The sequence below is a fragment of the Acinetobacter sp. Root1280 genome, assembly GCF_001425285.1.
GTDB classification, from domain to species: Bacteria; Pseudomonadota; Gammaproteobacteria; order Pseudomonadales; family Moraxellaceae; genus Acinetobacter; species Acinetobacter guillouiae.
Genome location: NZ_LMED01000001.1, coordinates 166,951 through 183,909, shown reverse-complemented (window position 1 = coordinate 183,909; position 16,959 = coordinate 166,951). Strand labels below are relative to the sequence as shown.

The 16,959-nt window shown below is 39.7% G+C and carries 13 protein-coding genes; 9 read left to right on the top strand and 4 right to left on the bottom strand.

The genetic code is table 11. From position 1 onward, the window contains the following. The first annotated feature begins 165 nt into the window (after positions 1-165). Positions 166-573, top strand: a complete 408-nt coding sequence (locus ASC84_RS00845; RefSeq protein WP_056510751.1) for a hypothetical protein — start codon at positions 166-168, stop codon at positions 571-573. Between the two features lie 78 nt (positions 574-651). Here ASC84_RS00845 and ASC84_RS00840 read toward each other — a convergent pair whose 3' ends face one another. Beyond that, complete coding sequence (locus ASC84_RS00840; RefSeq protein ID WP_056510748.1) at positions 652-1,134, bottom strand: hypothetical protein; 483 nt, start codon at positions 1,132-1,134, stop codon at positions 652-654. Between the two features lie 102 nt (positions 1,135-1,236). Here ASC84_RS00840 and ASC84_RS00835 point away from each other — a divergent pair, with 102 nt between their 5' ends. The 6 genes from ASC84_RS00835 to dapC all read left to right on the top strand — a co-directional run bounded on the left by ASC84_RS00835 (position 1,237) and on the right by dapC (position 8,267). Then, positions 1,237-1,974: an AzlC family ABC transporter permease gene (locus tag ASC84_RS00835; RefSeq protein WP_004720941.1), complete on the top strand. Its 738-nt coding sequence runs from the start codon at positions 1,237-1,239 to the stop codon at positions 1,972-1,974. A 1-nt stretch (position 1,975) separates the two neighbouring features. Then, positions 1,976-2,311 carry an L-valine transporter subunit YgaH gene (gene ygaH / locus ASC84_RS00830; RefSeq protein WP_056510745.1) on the top strand — a complete coding sequence of 112 codons (336 nt, stop codon included), beginning with the start codon at positions 1,976-1,978 and terminating at the stop codon, positions 2,309-2,311. Between the two features lie 168 nt (positions 2,312-2,479). Further along, positions 2,480-2,977 carry a metal-dependent hydrolase gene (locus ASC84_RS00825; RefSeq protein ID WP_056510742.1) on the top strand — a complete coding sequence of 166 codons (498 nt, stop codon included), beginning with the start codon at positions 2,480-2,482 and terminating at the stop codon, positions 2,975-2,977. Between the two features lie 190 nt (positions 2,978-3,167). Continuing rightward, positions 3,168-4,376 carry a formate-dependent phosphoribosylglycinamide formyltransferase gene (gene purT, locus ASC84_RS00820; protein ID WP_034617391.1) on the top strand — a complete coding sequence of 403 codons (1,209 nt, stop codon included), beginning with the start codon at positions 3,168-3,170 and terminating at the stop codon, positions 4,374-4,376. A 26-nt stretch (positions 4,377-4,402) separates the two neighbouring features. Further along, positions 4,403-7,069, top strand: a complete 2,667-nt coding sequence (gene glnD, locus ASC84_RS00815; RefSeq protein WP_056510738.1) for a [protein-PII] uridylyltransferase — start codon at positions 4,403-4,405, stop codon at positions 7,067-7,069. Positions 7,070-7,097: 28 nt separating this feature from the next. Next, a complete protein-coding gene (gene dapC / locus ASC84_RS00810) occupies positions 7,098-8,267 on the top strand; it encodes a succinyldiaminopimelate transaminase (RefSeq protein WP_016539515.1) in 1,170 nt (389 codons plus the stop codon). Between the two features lie 52 nt (positions 8,268-8,319). On the opposite strand, the gene ASC84_RS00805 is transcribed toward dapC, so the two are convergent. Next, positions 8,320-10,542, bottom strand: a complete 2,223-nt coding sequence (locus ASC84_RS00805) for a TonB-dependent siderophore receptor (protein ID WP_056511862.1) — start codon at positions 10,540-10,542, stop codon at positions 8,320-8,322. A 413-nt stretch (positions 10,543-10,955) separates the two neighbouring features. On the opposite strand from ASC84_RS00805, the gene ASC84_RS00800 reads away from it, so the two are divergent. Together ASC84_RS00800 and ASC84_RS00795 are read left to right on the top strand one after the other, a co-directional pair. Beyond that, on the top strand, positions 10,956-12,149 hold the full coding sequence (locus tag ASC84_RS00800) for an efflux RND transporter periplasmic adaptor subunit (RefSeq protein WP_056510736.1): 1,194 nt from the start codon (positions 10,956-10,958) through the stop codon (positions 12,147-12,149). A 1-nt stretch (position 12,150) separates the two neighbouring features. Continuing rightward, a complete protein-coding gene (locus ASC84_RS00795; protein WP_056510732.1) occupies positions 12,151-15,321 on the top strand; it encodes an efflux RND transporter permease subunit in 3,171 nt (1,056 codons plus the stop codon). Positions 15,322-15,420: 99 nt separating this feature from the next. Here ASC84_RS00795 and ASC84_RS00790 read toward each other — a convergent pair whose 3' ends face one another. Both ASC84_RS00790 and ASC84_RS00785 read right to left on the bottom strand, forming a co-directional pair. Further along, complete coding sequence (locus ASC84_RS00790; RefSeq protein ID WP_056510731.1) at positions 15,421-16,041, bottom strand: LysE family translocator; 621 nt, start codon at positions 16,039-16,041, stop codon at positions 15,421-15,423. A 72-nt stretch (positions 16,042-16,113) separates the two neighbouring features. Then, positions 16,114-16,959 (bottom strand): AraC family transcriptional regulator, encoded by an 846-nt coding sequence (locus ASC84_RS00785; RefSeq protein WP_056510727.1) that lies wholly within the window; start codon positions 16,957-16,959, stop codon positions 16,114-16,116.

The following is a 16,959-nucleotide window of genomic DNA, read 5'->3' as shown; positions in this document are numbered from 1 at the left end:
AACTCATTACTTTTCTACTTTTAGACAAATATTAAATTCACCTTAAACGGCTGGAATATATAATCATTTTATAAATAAAATATACAAATTATTTATTCTACTTTGTGAAAAATACAATTATATTTTAGCGAGGCGCTAATGCCATCTCAATAAAAGTTGAAATAAATGAAAAAAATCACAACATTGCTCACAGCGGGATTATTCACTGTACTTAGCGCTTCTGCTTTTGCTTGCCCTAAAGGTACAACATTGGTTGGTGGTACAGGCCCAAACCATAAAGGTGGCAAATGCGTCGCTGCAAATCCTGCAGCTCAAGCGACTCAAAAAGCAACGGCTGCAAGTACAAAAGCCAAAGCTGATGCAACGCAAGCAAAAGACAAAAGTGTAGCTGCAACAAAAGCTGTTGAAGCGAAACCGAAAGAAGCAGCGGCAAAGGTAAAAACTGAAACTGCTGCAAGCAAAGCAAAAGCTGAAGCAACAACCAAAGCAGTGAAAAATGACGCTGCTGCAAAATCAACTGCTGCTAAAGACAAAGCAGTGAAAACAGCATCGACCAATCCGTTAAAACCTTAAGTAACACCGAACGTACTTAACATAGATCTATATCAATAAAAAAATGGCGCATATTTGCGCCATTTTTTCTAAAATCATTTAAAAAATATTATTATTTGCTTTGGTATTACCTAAACTTGGATTTTCAATTGCATCTTTGCACTGGGCTTTATCACGTTCATATTGCGCTTGATTTTTTTGCATTTCACCATCTTTTTCCAATGTCGATCTTGCCCAAGTGTCTAAACTGGTCATGGCTTTACGACACAACGCGTATTTACCTTCTGTCACTGAATCGGTCATTTTGACATTGATACGCCAGTCGGTACTGAGCTTTCGTAAAGGTTTACGTACACTGTCTTCAATCAAATTTAATTGCTTACGGTAGACAAAGGGTTCCACCTGATTGATCAGTTTCCATGCTTCGTTGGCATAGGTTGTCGCATCATTGGTTAGTTTTGGCGCAGCTTTAATTTCAACTTTTTCTTTAGGTTCAGAAGATGAATTACCACATGCTTGTAAACCTAAAACACCTAACACCAAGGTCATACTCAATAATAATTTCGACTGATTTGCGAACATAAAGTTACGCCTAAATAAACATTTCGCTACTATGCTAGTAAATTCGGGTAGAATACACAATCTTGATTTTACCTTTTGTTTTACTCTCGTTTTAGGTGTCCTGTGTCAGAGCACAATCCCTCAGTCCAAACTGCTGGCTTTTGGCAAGGCGCTAAAGACAGTCAAGCCATCATCTTTACTTATCTGCCTGTATCTTTTGCCTTTGGTGTATCCGCGACCCAATTTGGTTTTAGTGCATGGGAAGCCTTATTTCTATCTTGCTCTATGTACGCTGGTGCTAGCCAATTTCTTGTGGTTGCATTATTGGGCAGTGGCACATCTATTTGGATGACAGCACTTACAGTCATTGCACTGGATATTCGCCATGTACTTTATGGGCCAGCCTTACAAAACCTGATTCAAGACCGTTTAAACCTAAAAAAGACCGCAGTATGGGCATGGGGTTTAACCGATGAAGTTTTTGCGGCTGGAATGATTAAACTTTCCCAACGTCGTCAGGAATGGTCAGAGTCTTGGATGTTAGGACTCAGCTTGTTTAGCTGGATGTCATGGGCCTTAGGTTCCTTTTTAGGTGGTTTATTTGCAGATCAAGTCAGCGACTTGCCGCAATTTTTACAAGCCGCTTTAGACTTCTTGTTACCTGCATTGTTCTTAAGCTTCTTACTCGCAGCCTTTGAGAAAAAACATACTTTTGTGGTTGCCGTATCTTTAGTGGTTTCCGCATTGGCCTGTTATTTTATCAACATGTCGGCAGCAATTTTTATTGGGATTGCATCTGGGATTTTAGCGGGATTATTTAAACATTATGTTTTAAAGCAAACTGATGAAGTGAGTATTTAAAATGGATTTACAGATTATCTTGGTGGGGATATTGGTCGGTATTGCAAATTTTGCTTCACGCTTTGGTCCATTCTATCTGCTGCAAAAAAGCCAACAACACACACAAACTCGTGGCGCAACATGGTTAAAAATTGCATTAGGCAGTATTGGAATTGCAGCAATCAGTTCAATGTTAATTGTCGCCACTCTTCCACCATTGATCGAAACTCCAAATAAAAGTTTTGCGATGTTGGTGGGCTTTATTGTACTCACAGGATTGTATTTTAAATTTAAAAGAATCGTTTTGGCGACACTCACAGCAGCATTGGCCTATGGCTTGGTCTATACCTATCTGTAGTTTTGTTGATTAAAGCATATTTTAATGCATCAGCAGATCAGCGTGTAAATTTAAAGTCTTTCGGATTTAAAATGCTTTCATCTAATTAATTTACAATAAAAAACCATGTGAATTAATTAGTTGTGTATGATTGCTTTCAAATAAAATATTTAAAATACGCAACTTGATATGTTTATCGCACACTTACCTTCTGGCTATATACTGGCTAAACTTTTACTCAAGAAATTTAAACAGACAAAAATCACCAATAAAGCTTTTTTTACGCTGATTATGCTTGGTGCAGTTTTTCCTGATATTGATCTATTCTATTTCTATTTATTCGATCATAGATCGGTACATCACCATAAGTATTTTTTACATTGGTTTTCATTTTGGATTCCAATCTTTCTAATCGCTTTATTTTATTTCATCCATTCAAAATACACGGCTAAACCTGCCCTGATGATCAGTCTTTTTTCGGGTGCTGCCCTGCTACATATCGGCTTGGATACTTTTGTAGGTGATGTTTGGCTTTTTGCACCGTTTATTGATCAACCCTATGTGTTTTTTGAAGTCAGCTCACGTTATCAGCCGTGGTGGTTAAACTTTATACTGCATTGGTCGTTTTTTGTAGAATTACTGATCTGCCTAATTGCGTTGATTCTGTTGGTTCGTAAAAAGAATTGATCAAAAATTATTGATCAGTTTTCTTGCGCAAATTCAAAGCCACTTCATTTGTAGTGGCAAACCGCCTATAAGCTAAAAACTTTATAAAAAAATCTGTTAGACAATATCATTATTTTATGTCAATCAGCCCTTAACACACGCCTGAGTTCTGCTATGCTAACAGTCCATAAGACAAGCATGGAAGAATAGCATGAGCGTTACTATTGGTACCCCACTTCAATCATCTGCATTTAAAGTTTTACTGTTAGGTTCAGGAGAGCTTGGTAAAGAAGTGGTGATTTCATTACAACGACTTGGTGTTGAAGTTCACGCGGCAGACCGCTACGAAAACGCACCTGCCATGCAAGTTGCTCATTTCTCTTATGCCTTAAACATGGCAGATGCAACAGAATTAAAAGCTTTAATTGAAAAAGTAAAACCCAATCTTATTGTTCCAGAAATTGAAGCGATTGCTACTCAAGTATTAGTCGAAATCGAACAACAAAATATTGCAACCGTGATCCCTTCTGCAAAAGCAGTGAATTTAACCATGAACCGTGAAGGGATTCGTCGCTTAGCGGCGGAAGAACTTGGTTTACCCACTTCCGCTTACCGTTTTGCCAATACCTTAGAAAGCTTCCGTTCTGCATGTGATGACATTGGTTATCCTAACTTTGTTAAACCTGTAATGTCTTCCTCTGGTAAGGGGCAATCTCGTGTCAAAGAATATGCAGAAGTAGATGCGGCTTGGGAATATGCTCAAACTGGTGGTCGGGTAAATCAAGGTACAGTCATCGTTGAGTCACAAATTGACTTTGATTTTGAAATCACCTTACTCACTGTACGTTCGAAAAATCCAGAAACAGGTGAAATTGAAACCGCTTATTGTGATCCAATTGGGCATCGTCAAGATTCAGGCGATTATGTAGAAAGTTGGCAGCCCCAAGCAATGACAGAAGCAGCTTTAAATGAAGCCAAACGCATTGCCAATAAAGTCACTGTAGCACTTGGTGGCTGTGGGATTTTTGGGGTAGAACTGTTTGTAAAAGGTGATAAAGTATGGTTTAGTGAAGTATCACCGCGTCCACACGATACAGGCTTAGTCACACTTGCATCACAATTCCAAAGCGAATTTGAATTACATGCACGTGCGATTTTGGGTTTACCTGTCAATACTGAACGACATAGTATTGCTGCAAGTGCTGTAATCTATGCAGGTATGGATGCAAAGAATCTTTCATACTCAGGCTTAAATCTTGCTTTGCAAAATCCTGCGACAGACTTACGCCTGTTCGGTAAACCTGAAGGATTTAAACGTCGTCGTATGGGCGTGGCAACAGCACGTGCTGAAACAACAGACCAAGCACGTGAACTTGCACAAGAAACGGCTGCAAAAGTCACTGTTCATTTAAACAACTAGCCAATATATTTGCGGACAAGACATCCATGATCAACACCTCTCCTCTATTGGAATATGTAACTGATATACATGACATTAAAGCGATTAATCAATGGCGTAGCGATGTTGAGCAACAGTTAAATGAGGCCTATGATCATGGTACAACAATACGCGAAATTGTCCGTACCCGTTCAAATGTGGTAGATGAAGCCCTTATGTTTCTCTGGAAGCATTCGGGGCTAGATCAAACAGATCTCGGTTTATTTGCTGTTGGTGGCTATGGGCGACGCGAAATGTTGCCCTATTCCGATGTCGACATCATGATTCTTTCAGAAGAAGATCTTTCTCCTGAACAAGAACAAACAGTGACGCAATTTATTTCTACACTTTGGGATGTGGGGAATTTTAAACCGGGTGTCAGTGTACGTACCATCCGAAGTTGTTTTGAACAAGCCACCAATGATCTCACTGTGGCAACCTCGCTGATTGAAGCGCGATTAATTATTGGCAATCAACATCTGGCAAGATGGCCTCGTCGTGTCGTTTCCCAAACTTGGACAGATAAGACTTTCTTTGATGCCAAGATGGATGAACAAGCACAACGTTATGCGCAACATAACAATACTGAAAGCAATTTAGAACCCGATATTAAAAACGCACCCGGTGGTATTCGGGACATTAACCAAATTGGCTGGATTGCCAAACGGCATTTTCGGGTCAATCGTATTTACGACTTGGTTCATTTGGGTTTTATTTCTGAATTTGAATTGGGCGTCCTAGAAGAAGCTGAAAACTTTCTTTGGGAAATCCGCCATCATTTACACCGTTTAACCAAACGTGATGAAAATCGCCTATTGTTTGATTATCAACGTGATATTGCAGCTAAATTTGGCTATACACGAGAAGATGATCATCATCCAAATTATCCAATTGAACAGTTCATGAAGCGTTATTATCGTACCGCGCAACAGGTTTCGACCTTAAATGAAATGTTATTGGCTTATTTTAATGAATCGGTGATTACCCCACGCTTACCCGACTATGAACGTAAAATCGAAAATATTAACGAACATTTTAAATTGGTTGATGGCAAGCTTGCCGTTCAACAACATAAAACCTTTTCCGAAAATCCAAGCGCTATTTTAGAGATTTTTTATATCTTGGCGAATCGCCCTGAAATCGAGGGTATTCGTGCACGTACATTGCGTCTTTTGACTTTAGCAGCAAAACGCATTGATCAAGCATTTCGTGATAATCCGACCCATCAAGCATTATTCATGGCGATCATCCGCTCTCCATATCGTTTATATGAAACCATGGTGGCAATGAAGCGTTATGGTGTATTAGGAAATTATATTCCTGCTTTTGGGCAAATCATGGGGTTGATGCAATATGACTTGTTCCATATTTATACCGTCGATGCACATACCTTACTGTTAATTCGTAATTTAAATCGTTTTAAAGAACCTGGCTTTGCCAAAGATTATCCTGTTGTCAGTTCTGTATTTCAACGCTTAGTCCGCCGTGACATCGTATTCCTTGCTGCATTATTCCATGATATTGCCAAAGGCCGTGGTGGAGATCACAGTGAACTTGGCGCTGAAGATGCAATTGAATTCTGTCTTGCGCATGGGTTTACTGAGCGCGAATGTAATCTGGTTGCTTGGCTCATCCAAAACCATTTACTGATGTCGATGACCGCACAGAAAAAAGATATTTCTGACCCAGATGTGGTGAAAGAGTTTGCTGAAAAGCTTGGTGATATGGAGCATTTAGATTATCTCTATACGCTGACGGTTGCCGATATCAATGCCACCAATCCAAAACTTTGGAATACATGGCGCTCTTCTTTGATGCGTCAACTCTATACCCATGCGCGTGATGTAATTCGTTCTGGTTTGGGTCGACCTGTTGATTATCAAATGCTGATTGAAGATACCAAATTCTCTGCAAGCGAAGTCTTGGTGGATGAGTTTCCACTCGATCAAGTTGAAAAGGTTTGGCAAGAGCTTGGGGACGAATACTTCCTTAAAGAATCCGCAGATGAAATTGCATGGCATACTCGCGCCATTTTGCAACACGGCGACAACCCTGCACCATTGGTGCTCATGCGTGCGCACCGTAAAGCAGCACAAGATGCTGTACAGATCTTTATTTATACTCAAGACCAACCCAATCTGTTTGCCACTACAGTGGCAATTTTGGATCGTATGAATCTGGATGTCCAAGATGCACGGATTATCACTGCAACCAAAGCCTTTAGTTTAGATACTTATGTAGTCTTGGATCGTTTCGGTACCTTATTAACCGATCCTGAACGTGAAGAAACAGTCAAACAGGCGTTAATTAAAGCCTTAAGCGAATCAGATAAATATCCGGGTTTGATGCAACGTCGTATTCCACGTCAACTTCGCCACTTCGATATTGAAAATACCGTGGATGTAACACTTAACGAAGCTTTGCAGCAAAATATGGTAGAAATCTCTACCCTCGACCAACCGGGCTTACTTGCACGCGTTGGTGGTTTATTTATGATGCAAGGTTTAGACATACATTCTGCTAGAATCGCCACGCTGGGTGAAAAAGCAGAAGATATTTTCTTTGTCACCAAAAAAGATGGCACCCCCCTCACTGAAGCTGAGGCTGAAGTCTTTACCGCAAAATTAAAAGCGGCATTAGATGAAGCATCAAATCAAATCTGTGGGCAACATTAATCTTACTTTCTATCGTGGTAATTGTTTCATGAACTCTAGTTTGTCTTTATTACATCCTTATCCATTTGAAAAGTTAAGCCAGCTTTTTCAGGATGTAAAACCTGCAGATTTACCTTTGATCCCACTTTCAATTGGAGAACCAAAGCATCCTGCTCCTGAGTTTGTGAAGCAAGCGATCATTGATAATTTTCAGCACCTTTCAACTTATCCAAACAGTAAAGGTTTACCAGAACTTCGTGAAAGTATTGCTCAGTGGCTAACCCGTCGTTTTAAACTGAATGCGATCAGTGCCGAAGATCATGTTCTTCCAGTTACAGGTACACGTGAAGGGATTTTCTCTTTTGTACAGGCCTTGATTAATCGTGATGACGCACCTTATGTGGTAATGCCTAATCCGTTCTATCAGATATATGAAGGTGCGACTCTTTTAGCTGGTGCCAAGCCATACTTTGTCAACTGTACCGAAGACAACAATTACCTCGGTGATTTTGATGCTGTACCTGCTGAAGTTTGGGAAAAAACTGCACTTTTGTTTGTTTGTACGCCGGGAAATCCTACTGGTGCGGTACTTTCAAAAGCACAATTTAAAAAGCTCATTGCACTTTCTGACCAATATGACTTTGTGATTGCGTCTGATGAATGTTACTCAGAATTGTGGTTTGATGAAGCACCGATCGGCTTATTGGAGGTCTGTGCTGAATTAGGTCGTGACGACTATAAAAATTGTATCGTATTCCATTCTCTGTCTAAGCGTTCAAACCTACCGGGTATGCGCTCAGGTTTTGTTGCTGGGGATGCAAACTTACTTAAACCTTATTTAAAATTCCGCACTTATCACGGCGCTGCAATGCCAGTCCAACATCAATTGGCTTCAATTGTTGCTTGGAACGATGAAACACATGTTGAAGAAAATCGCAGACTGTATCGTGCCAAATTTGATTTGTTCCAAAATGAACTCGGTCATCTTTTACCATTACAAAAGCCTGATGCAGGCTTCTATTATTGGTTAAAAGTCGATCATGATGAAAACTTTGCCAAAATGTTAATGGAAAAAGCCAACATTAAAGTTTTACCGGGGCGTTATTTGTCTCGTGATACTGAACAAGGCAATCCTGGTGAAGGTCATGTCCGTATGGCATTGGTCGCAGATATTGCTCAATGTGAGCAAGTGATTCAACGTCTAAAAACCATTTTATAAAAATATACTGTTATAAAAAATGCCCCAAATTTGGGGCATTTTTTTATGGTATTTAAAAATCAAATGCAGCACTTAACATGAATGTACGAGGTTGCCCAGCAACCAAGTAACCGTTATTGGTGTTAGAAGTACTGTTGATGTTGTCAAATAGACCAACTGATGACCAATAGTTTTTATCGAAAACATTATTTACACGGAAATTAAAAGTTGTCGGTGTTTGCCCCAACTGAGTTTTATATGTCGCACCAAGATCTAAAGTTGTCCAATCACCTACTTTCAATTTGTTGTCTAAACTCGCATAAGTCGAACCTGTATAGGTGACTTGAGCATTTAAAGACACATCGTGAACTGTTGGCAATTTCCAATCAGCACCAACATTTGCTTGAAATTCTGCAACACCCACTTCCTTTTTATTATCGTAGTTAACATTTCCTGTATTTTTTTGCTTTGCATCAATCCAAGTTGCACCACCTAACACTTTTAAAGAATCCGTCAATTGACCAAAAGTATTGAGTTCAACACCACGATGTACATATTTACCCGCATCACTAAAAATACTGTTTTCAAGTACTGCGCGCTGCTTATCGATATCAAACAAACTTAGGCTTGCACCAAACTGATCATTTTCATATTTGGCACCAATTTCTTTTTGTTTAGCAACGAATGGTTTGAGTGTTGTGGTTTCTTTCGTCGTTGAATTGGTATTACTCAAACCTTTAGCTAAAGATTCAATATAATTTGCATAAACTGAAACTTCAGGCAGAATTTTATAACTTAGACCCAAAGCAGGGGTAAACTTACTTTCATCATACTCACCTGATTTAGTTGAAGTTCCATAATTATAGTTTTCTTGCATGATGGTTTGATAACGTCCACCGAGCATGACTGTTAATTTATCATCTAAAGCTTTGAGGTTATCGCCAATGGCAATACTTCTTAAACGCGTCCGAGTCGTTAATTTAGGTGTATCTAAGTTATTCCCAAACAACGCATTTTGTGAATAAGCAGGTTGATCATACTGGATTGGATTATAGATATTGTTGGCTAATGTATTTTTATAGTCCATCACATAAGCATTGCGGGTGTTCTGTTGAAATGCCGATGCAGATAGCACTAAATTATGTTCAATTGAACCTGTGTTTACTTTACTACGCACACCAACTTCACCAGTATTGACCATATCTACACGCGCATTGTCAAATCGATAAATGGTTCCCGCGCCTGTTGTCTGATTGGTCAATGTCATATTTGCTAAACTGTTTTGCTCTTCGCCATGTCGAAAACCATAAGCAGCATAAGCTGTTAAATTATCTGCTAAATCATATTCAGCACGATAACTTCCGAAGATATCCTCTTCATTTGAATACGTCCATTTTTGTGCAAAGTTATCTGAGCCATCAATTGCTTTCGGAATCTCGGTAATACCCGCGCCTAAAGTCACGTTTGGACGAGTCGCTTTTAAACGATTATTCACATAACCCATATCTCCAGAAAGACGTAAACGATCACCACGGTAATCCAAACCTATAGAAGCTAAGCCTAAAGATGCTTCTTCATTATCAACAGCAGTATCACCGCCATGATATGCTGTGTTTACTCGTACGCCGAATTGTTGATCTTCACCAAAACGGCGAGAAATATCATTGGCAATATAACCGCCATTAAAGTCCGTACCTACTGTGACACGATTAAGTGGTTCGTTACTTGCACGTTTCGGCAATAAGTTAATTGCACCACCAATCCCACCATTACTTGGCATTGCTCCATTTAAAAATGAGGATGCCCCTTTTAATACTTCAACACGTTCAAACAGCTCTGCAGGAATATACTGACGTGGTAAAATTGAATATAAGCCATTATAGGCTGTGTCGTCTGAGCCCAAGTTAAAGCCACGAATATAATAATTTTCTTGGAAATTACCAAAACCGCGTCCGACACGAACACTTGGATCCGCTTTTAAAACATCCCCAACACTTTTTGCTTGTCGCTCTTGAATATATTGATTGGTATAGCTGGTTAGATTAAACGGTGTATCTATATTTTTCTGATTGCCAAATATCCCAACTTTACCACCAGAAGCCACCTGTCCTCCAGCAAATGCTGGCATTAAACCCTCTGCTGATGCATCTGCACTCGCGACTACTGTAATCGTACTCAGTTGTTTTGCATTACCATTGCTCGACTGAGACAATGAAGCATCTTGTTGTTCAGCATGAGCAATTGCAGCACTTGTCGCCACTGCCATCATCACAATTAAGGGTTTAATTTTTCGCATAGGAGGCTCTAAAACAGTCATCTAAATTAAGCCGCCATATTAAATGATAATCACTCTTACTTAAACTTACTTTCTCATTTTGTAAGCGTGATTTTTTAAATAAAAAAGCAAGATCTCATGGTATTTATTTATTAAAAAATATTATAAATTGTGAATGGTCTTGTAGTTTTTATACAAAATTATGCTGATCTTGATGGTTTCTATATTAAAAACATATAAATAATTTTAACCACTCAAGCCATCTAATAATCAAGGCCATAAAACAACAAATATCACTAACTTCAACGGCCTCTCTATAGCAAAATTTAACTGCTTAACTTTCAAAAAATCACATTAAGCGCTGTATTGCAACTTGACCAAACATAGAGCCTTTAGAGATACTCAACTTATCTCTACTCATTTAAAAAACTAAAATGAAATCGCATGACCCAATGAAAAAAAAGCGCATAAACTCAAAACTCGGGATCATTATTGCAATTATTTTTATTGTGCTAATCGTGGCTTTTATTGGATGGAAATCTTCAAATAAAAAACAGCCTTCTCCAGAAAATGCAGCAACATCCGCTTCTAGTGCAAAACCAGCACTGACTGTAACGGTGATGCAACCCGAACTGCAAAACTGGAAGCAAAACTTTACAGCCAATGGCAATATTGCTGCATGGCAAGAAGTGGTGATTGGCAGTGAACTTTCGGGGCAACGAATTACCAAAGTCAATGTCAACGTTGGAGATAGCGTACAACGTGGGCAAGTTTTGGCTGAAATTAACAGTGAAAGTATTCGTGCTGAATTAGCGACAGCAAAGGCCAATTATGCAGAAGCGAAAGCTGTGCTAGCTGATGCCAGTATCAATAATCAACGTATTCAACAACTCAAAAATACTGGTGCAATTTCACAACAAGAAGCGACAAAATACCTGACTTCTCAAAGTACAGCACAAGCCCGTTTAGATGCTGCTAAAGCCCAAATTGACAGTAATCAGCTTCGTTTAACACAAACCCAAGTGATTGCACCCGATCATGGGGTTATTTCAGCACGTACAGCAACAGTTGGCTCATTGGCACAAACGGGACAAGAACTGTTCCGCTTGATCCGTGATAACCGTTTGGAATGGCGTGCCGAAGTAACCTCGACAGACTTATATAAACTTAAAAAAGGCATGACAGCGCATATCATCTCACCTGATCCTAGCCGTTCAGCCGTTTCAGGTAGCGTTCGGATGATTGCACCAGTCATTGACCCGCAAACACGTTATGGCTTGGTCTATGTGGATATACCTACCACTGATGCTGTTCGTATGGGTATGTTTGTCAAAGGTGAGTTTGATCTAGGCGAAAAGCCAGCACTAACAGTGCCTCAAACCGCAGTACTCTTACGTGATGGTTTCTCTTATGTGTTTATTGTCAATAAAGATAATCGAGTAACTCAACAGAAAGTCACACTTGGTCGACGTTTAAATGATCGTGTTGAAATTGTTGATTTAGCAGCAAACACTCAACTGGTTGCCTCTGGAACAGGATTCTTGTCAGATGGTGATTTAATCAAACGTGGTCAAGCGATTCCAGATACACCATTGACCAAACAACTCGTTAGCACGCAGGAGAAATAACATGAATTTCTCCGCTTGGTCGATTAAAAATCCGATTCCCGGTATCTTGCTTTTTATCATGCTTGGTTTAGCGGGTTTGATGTGTTTTCATTGGATGAAAATACAACAATTTCCCGATATTGAATTACCAATGGTCACGGTCACAGCGGCTTTACCCGGTGCAGCACCACCGCAACTGGAAACAGAAGTTGCACGTAAAATTGAGAACTCGATTGCAACTTTACAGGGACTTAAAAATCAATATACCAATATCCAAGATGGTGTAGTCACCGTAACCGCAGAGTTTCAACTGGAAAAACCACTGCAAGAAGCTGTTGATGATGTCCGTAACGCGGTTTCACAAGTACGTTCAGATTTACCTGCGGATCTTCGTGATCCAATTGTCAGTAAAATCAATCTTTCAGGTTCACCGATTCTCACCTATACCATTCAGTCCCCTCGTATGGATGAGGAAGCATTGTCTTGGTTTGTGGATTACGATGTTGCACGTGCAATGTTAAAAGTCAAAGGCGTTGGTGCGGTTTCTCGTGTAGGCGGCGTCACGCGTCAAGTTGATGTTGAATTAGATCCTGAAAAACTCTTAGCATTAAATGCCACAGCAACAGACATCACCCGACAATTACGCCTTGTTCAACAAGATGCATCTGGCGGACAAACCAAAATAGGCGGCAGTGAACAGTCTATTCGTACCATTGCCACAGTAAAAACTGCTGCTGAAATTGCAGCAATGGATATTGCCTTGAGTGATGGTCGCCATATTCGGCTGGATCAAGTTGCCAACATTCGCGACGGCATTGCTGAACGACGTTCTGCTGCACTGTTAAATGGCCACCCTGTGATTGGCTTTGAAATTACCCGCAGTAAAGGTGCAAGTGAAGTTGATGTTGAAATCGGAGTAAAAGAGGCACTTGAAACATTAAAAGCGGCGCATCCTGATATTAAAATCACTGAAGCATTTAACTTTGTAAATCCTGTGGTTGATAACTATAAAGGCTCAATGTCCTTGCTGTATGAAGGCGCACTTCTTGCAATCTTGGTGGTTTGGTTATTTTTACGAGATTGGCGTGCCACGATCATTGCGGCTACTGCCCTGCCTTTGTCCATTCTACCTGCCCTAATTGGCATGTATTACTTAGGTTTTACTTTAAATATTGTCACACTGTTAGCCATGTCGTTGGTTGTGGGAATACTGGTTGATGATGCCATTGTAGAAATTGAAAATATCATCCGGCATCTTCGAATGGGGAAAACACCTTATGAAGCGGCCATGGAGGCAGCCGATGAAATTGGTTTAGCCGTGATTGCCACCACTTTCACCTTGATTGCAGTGTTCTTACCCACTGCCTTTATGAGTGGTATTGCAGGTAAATTCTTTGTGCAATTTGGCTGGACAGCGGCTTTGGCTATTTTTGCCTCACTCTTGGTGGCACGCTTACTGACGCCTATGATGTCAGCCTATATTCTTAAACCTTGGGTTGGTAAAGTTGAAAGTCATCATGACAATCAAGTATTAGATGATCAAAGCCAACCAATCAAAGATCATGGTGATCTTGAACTTCAACATGATCGTGCCAAAGATGGTCGGGTGATGCGCGCATATATGCGGATGGTCACGTGGTGTTTAAATCATCGTTGGATCACCTTAAGCAGTGCCATCATATTTTTTATTGCGTCTCTCATGCTCATCCCTTTACTCCCTACGGGCTTTGTTCCACCACCTGACACTGGGCAGACCCAAGTGCGTGTAGAGCTTCCACCAGGTTCACAATTTCCAGACACCTTAAAAGCAGCAGAATACGCCCGTAGTTTAATTAAAGATCATCCTGAAATTAAAAGTGTCTATACCACGATTGGTGGTGGTTCAGCAGGTACAGATCCTTTTGCGGGTGGTGCATCAAGTGAACCAAGAAAAGCAACCTTAACCATTCAAGTCACAGCACGTTCAGACCGCGCTGCGAGTTTGCAAAAAATTGAAAATGACTTACGCCAACGTTTAGCTCCACTGCCTGGTGCACGAATTCAAGTCGGTATTGCAGGCAATAACAGCCAATACCAAATTGCGCTGTCAGGTGATGACCCTGATGTACTAATCACGACAGCACGTCAAGTAGAACGAGAAATCCGTACTATTCCAAATATTGGTAGTATTACCTCAAGCGCAGCATTGATTCGCCCTGAATTGGTGATTCGCCCTGACTTTGCAAAAGCTGCGGATTTAGGCATTACCACACAAAATATCGCTGAAACTGTGCGTATTGCCACGGCGGGAGATTTTGATCAGAACTTGGCAAAATTAAACCTTTCGCAACGACAAATTCCAATTGTCATCAAACTGCCCCTGTCTGCACGTCAAGATCAAGATCTGATTAAACGCTTGATGATTACTGGTAGTAAAGGTCCAGTGATGTTAGGCACCATTGCACAAGTTAATATTGAAAGTGGTCCTTCACAAATTGACCGTTTTAACCGTTTACGTAACATCAACTTTAATATTGAGCTCAATGATCAGCCTTTAGGCGATGTTGCGGCTGCTGTAGATAAACTTCCAACCATCAAAAACTTACCTCCGACAGTAAAACGTACCAATCTGGGTGATGCCGATGTGATGGAACAGCTCTTTGCAAGCTTTGGTTTAGCTATGCTAACAGGCGTATTGTGTATCTATGTGGTTTTAGTGCTCCTGTTTAAAGACTTCTTACAACCGATCACCATTTTAGTGGCATTGCCTTTGGCACTGGGTGGTGCGTTTGTGCTACTGCTTTTAGCAAAAAGTAGTTTTTCGATGCCAAGTTTGATTGGCTTAATCATGTTGATGGGAATTGCCAGTAAAAACTCGATTCTTTTGGTCGATTATGCAATTATCGCCCGCAATGAACGGCAGTATTCGCGTATGAATGCGGTATTGGATGCCTGCCATAAGCGTGCACGCCCCATTATTATGACCACTTTGGCGATGGGTGCAGGCATGTTGCCAATCGCATTGGGGATTGGTACAGATCCAAGTTTTAGAGCACCGATGGCAATTTCTGTAATTGGTGGACTGATTACCAGTACCTTCTTATCGTTATTGGTTATTCCTGTTGTATATACATTTATTGATGATATTCACAACATGTTATTCAAACGCAATAAAGCCAATAAATCGAACGAAGCAAGCGTATCTCATTCTTGATTTTTAAAATTGAATCAGATGACAACATAATGTAAAAGAGAATGCCTATCTAGATCTTTATTAGATAGGCATGTTTTTATTTGAGCTAATTTTATTTGATTAATTCAACAACAAAGCCGCAGCAAATAAGCCAAAGCAAAAGGATGAAAGATAATAAATATATTTGATTTTGGTTTTAAACCAATGCATAGCTTTATTTTGAGTCATCAATCGCACCAAAAACAAGTTCCAGATCAAAACTACACTCACCATCCACAGACAGGTTAAAGTCAGTTGAACAACATTATAGTGTTGATAAATTGCCATAATAATACTGCTATAAAACAGAATATTTTTAGGATTTAATAAACTCGACTGTACCCCCAGTAAGACATATTTCATCCATGCAAAGGTTGGTTTATTTTGGTGTTCTAGATGATAATCCCCTATTAGCTTAGCTTGTTGTGCAAATATGAAACACCGATAAGACAAATAACTTAAATAAGCAATACAGCCCCATTTTACCAGCTTTAAAATTTCATCATCGAGTTTGCCAAGAAAAAACAATGAGCTCAAAATAAGACCAATCACGGCAACATTTCCCAAGACGATCCCTAAGCAAACAGCCGTCGCTGCATGTGGTCCATTTCGAAACAACGAAGTTAAAATAAGAAAAAAATCAGGGCCCGGTGAAAGCAAAGCAATGAAATGGGTGACAATCACAATAATGAACAGTTGCATTACTCGATCCAAAAAATATTTAGATAAGCTTAAATATTTTTAGAACCTATTATCTTGTAGATAATTGCGCAGTTAGAGCATGACAAACTGAGCTTGAAACTGCTTCGGTGTGATTCCAGTATGCGATTTAAACACATGATGAAAATGACTTTGGTCTGTAAATCCCAAATCATGTGCAACTTGAATAATTGCTTCTCCAGACTTCAAACGCTTTCTGGCTATATTTATTTTTTGATTTAATTGATACGCATGTGGTGTTAAGCCAAAATTATTTTTAAACAAGCGAATAATGGCATAACGACTAATCCCTAGACTTTGACTGAGATCTTCTAAAGAAAGCATCTGTTTAGTGTGATTCATATCATCAATCATTGCACCCAAATGCTTTTGAAAATAATCAGACTGCTTTAATAACGTAAATTCAAAATTGGGCAATAATATTTCACTCAGGACTTCAATTAATTGTTGTTGTTTGAATAAAATCGATATGGTTGGATCAAATAACAGCTGATTTAACTGCGTAAATGCTTGGTATATATGTGGGTTTGTTAAAATTTGTGGTTTTAGCAACGGAATATGATGGGGATAAAGCTGCTCAATATCTTTGACTAATTCTGAAAAAAGTTGAGCAATCCAATGTGCATCTAGATGCATCATTTGATAACTCCATGCTTGATTTTCCAGTGGATTACATGCGTGTTCCACCTCAGCAGGAATGATTACTACGCTTCCTGTTTGAATTTGCTCTTCGCTGGCAAAATAGCTACTAAAGCGACTTATTCCACAATCCACAGCACCAATCGAAAAGGTCGGATGGCTATGTGATCTATAGCAAATACGGCTTTGACATGCCCTACGTGTTTCGACATAGGGCATTTGCGGATCAGTCCAAAATTCAACTGCAGTGTCTAATTGCAT